Raw genomic sequence first — 2,415 nt, 5'->3', positions numbered from 1 at the left:
GGGAAAAAGCCATGAGCAATATTATTCAACTCTCTAAACCATGTGCTTTCTGTGATTCAAGGGAAAACGTACAGATTTTTTCAGGGCTGATGCTTTGTGGGAATTGTCAGGACAATATCCGGATTACCAATCCTGGTATGTTTGAGGCCAATGATCAGATTGAACAAAAAAACCAGAGTTAATCTGGTTTTTTATGCAGTACTTTATTTTTATGTACGAAAAACTGTATTGCTATTGAAGTTGTAGAACCGACTAAGCCTATAGTAATCATGCCACTTATAGCAAGTTGATGAAGTTGTTCATATTCTTTGATCATGGGGAATTTATGTAAAAAGTGGAATAGCCCTAACATACAACCTAAAATAGTCGAAAACATTAGATAGTAAAAATCTGTGACTGCACTGATCAGCCTGTTCAAAATAGGCTGTATGTTAAGTTTCGAGTGTGTAGTCAAGTGATTTACAAAGCATAAAATTCCCATAACGATAAATAATCCAATACTAGTATCTATAAGATTTTCGATCGTAAAAAATGCAAAAACTAAGTTAAATGACTTACTGAAAGATTCTTCAGTTGCAAACTTTTGACTCGAAATAAATATGGAAAAATAAGAACCAAAGGTTATGCATAGGAAAACGAAAAACTCTTGGAATATGAATGTCGGGAGGTAAATTTTTTTCTCAACATGGAATAGGTCTTCATCATTTGATAAATATTTAATTTCAGGGTCTTTTTCTTCATTCATAAGCTGATAATAGAAATGCGAATATATGTTAATAGGGGCGTGTTAAACGAAAATTTGAAATTCAGAAAGTAAAAAAGCTAGCCCATTAGACTAGCTTCTTAACCTTGAAATTATCTTTCCTTGTTGGACTGGGCGAGTACAGATGCTGCTAGAGTTTTCGTGGTATCGCTATATTTATCACTCTGTAGGACATTGGATGCTTTTGTTTCCATTTTACTACCTGTTTGTTTATCAGAGTTCGCTTGGGATAAGGCTGAACCTGCTAGCTGTCTTTGAATTGCCGAAGATGATGGATCACGTAATACATCAGATGCTAATGAACTAACATCTTTTGAAGTTTGTTTGTCATTTTTAGACATAATTATTTCCATGAAATTAAAAGTAATCTCATGATCATAATTAATATTTTGTTGTGATCAATATTTGTTCCGCAGGAAAGCGTCTTAAGTTGTCGTATATCGTATCGTGTTTAGAGTCGAACTGAATAAAGAGACTTATGTTTAGTAGATGATCAAAAGGTCATGAACGTGATAGAACTTTTCATGTAACGTGTATTATTTAAATTTTAGAAGACTTGAATAAAAAAATATCGGATAAGGTATTGAAAAAAATAAAAAAGTCATCAAGTTATATTTTGACGTAGGGTAAATTCTGCGTTTACGAACAAATTACTAAGTAAACAAAATTTTAACGGAGACTAATATGTCGAGCACCCCACTTAAACCAGGACCAAAACCAATTGCTGATTCAACAGGTGAGGTTGATAAAAGACGACGCGATAATAAAAAAACGCCAGGCAATAATGATGAATTAAAACCTAGTAAATCAACGAATAAATAGTATGAAAAGTCCGACATTCTGTCGGGCTTTTTTTCAGTTCGTATAAGAGATTTTATGTTAAATAGGTTCGATTAAGCAGATCGTCTTCTAATTTTGAACATTGCTCATCATCAATGACTCCGGTAATACTTTGTAGCCACAACCCATCTGCTGCTAAACGAAGTAACTCTAAATCAGGATGACTATCCGTTTCTGCATGTTGAGATAATCTATTTTTTAGCCATTCCATCCAAATTTTATTAAAGGTAGGCTCTGTGATCATAGTCATTGATAACGCTGACCAAGCAGAAACCACCCCATCTATTTGATGGATAAAAGAACTATGAATATAAGCTCGTGTGAATTTACCATATTCTGTTTGATCGCGTTTAATCAAGTATTCAACTGTTTGATCTAAATCAAGAATTATTTGATTGAACATTTCTTCTATCAAATTTTTTTTATTCGGGAAATGGTGAAATACCCCCCCTTTTGTTATACCTACTGCTGTAGCAATATTTTGAATAGAAACACCAGAAATACCCTTTTGAGAAACAAGAATAGTTGCCTGTTCAAGGATGCGCTTTCGAATAACCTCTGGTTGCTTCTTTTGTTGCCGAATTTCTTTCACTTAATGACCTGCTGATTGCGAAAATAAATTAATAATTATTACGCCAGATACGATAAAACCAATTCCAATTAAAGCAGGATTATCTAGTGTCTGTTTAAAAACAAAGTAGCTAACTACAGCAGTTAGAACAATCCCAACACCAGCCCATATAGCGTATGCGATACCTAAAGGGATTGTTTTAATAACTTGTGATAATAAATAAAATGCCGTGCTAAAAAAA

The 2,415-nt window shown here is 33.5% G+C and carries 6 protein-coding genes; 2 read left to right on the top strand and 4 right to left on the bottom strand.

Annotated elements, in window-relative coordinates; translation table 11 throughout:
• Positions 1 to 182 (top strand): hypothetical protein (locus I593_RS20710; RefSeq protein WP_016165576.1); only part of this gene is annotated, 182 nt, incomplete at its 5' end.
• On the opposite strand, the gene I593_RS19675 is transcribed toward I593_RS20710, so the two are convergent.
• Positions 179 to 745: a hypothetical protein gene (locus I593_RS19675; protein WP_016165575.1), complete on the bottom strand. Its 567-nt coding sequence runs from the start codon at positions 743 to 745 to the stop codon at positions 179 to 181. The genes I593_RS20710 and I593_RS19675 overlap by 4 nt on opposite strands.
• A gap of 110 nt (positions 746 to 855) precedes the next feature.
• Positions 856 to 1,104, bottom strand: a complete 249-nt coding sequence (locus I593_RS19670; RefSeq protein WP_016165574.1) for a hypothetical protein — start codon at positions 1,102 to 1,104, stop codon at positions 856 to 858.
• A 343-nt stretch (positions 1,105 to 1,447) separates the two neighbouring features.
• Here I593_RS19670 and I593_RS20705 point away from each other — a divergent pair, with 343 nt between their 5' ends.
• The gene (locus I593_RS20705) at positions 1,448 to 1,585 is read left to right on the top strand and encodes a hypothetical protein (RefSeq protein WP_016165573.1); all 138 of its coding nucleotides are present in this window, start codon (positions 1,448 to 1,450) and stop codon (positions 1,583 to 1,585) included.
• 52 nt (positions 1,586 to 1,637) lie between these two features.
• On the opposite strand, the gene I593_RS19665 is transcribed toward I593_RS20705, so the two are convergent.
• Both I593_RS19665 and I593_RS19660 read right to left on the bottom strand, forming a co-directional pair.
• Entirely contained in the window at positions 1,638 to 2,195 is a 558-nt protein-coding gene (locus I593_RS19665; protein WP_016165572.1) for a TetR/AcrR family transcriptional regulator, read from the bottom strand.
• Positions 2,196 to 2,415 (bottom strand): SMR family transporter (locus I593_RS19660; RefSeq protein WP_016165571.1); only part of this gene is annotated, 220 nt, incomplete at its 5' end. It abuts the gene before it with no gap.

It is taken from the genome of Acinetobacter tandoii DSM 14970 = CIP 107469 (assembly GCF_000400735.1).
GTDB lineage: Bacteria > Pseudomonadota > Gammaproteobacteria > Pseudomonadales > Moraxellaceae > Acinetobacter > Acinetobacter tandoii.
The sequence above is the reverse complement of the archived record's forward strand: the minus strand, read 5'-3'. Positions and strand labels throughout refer to the sequence as shown.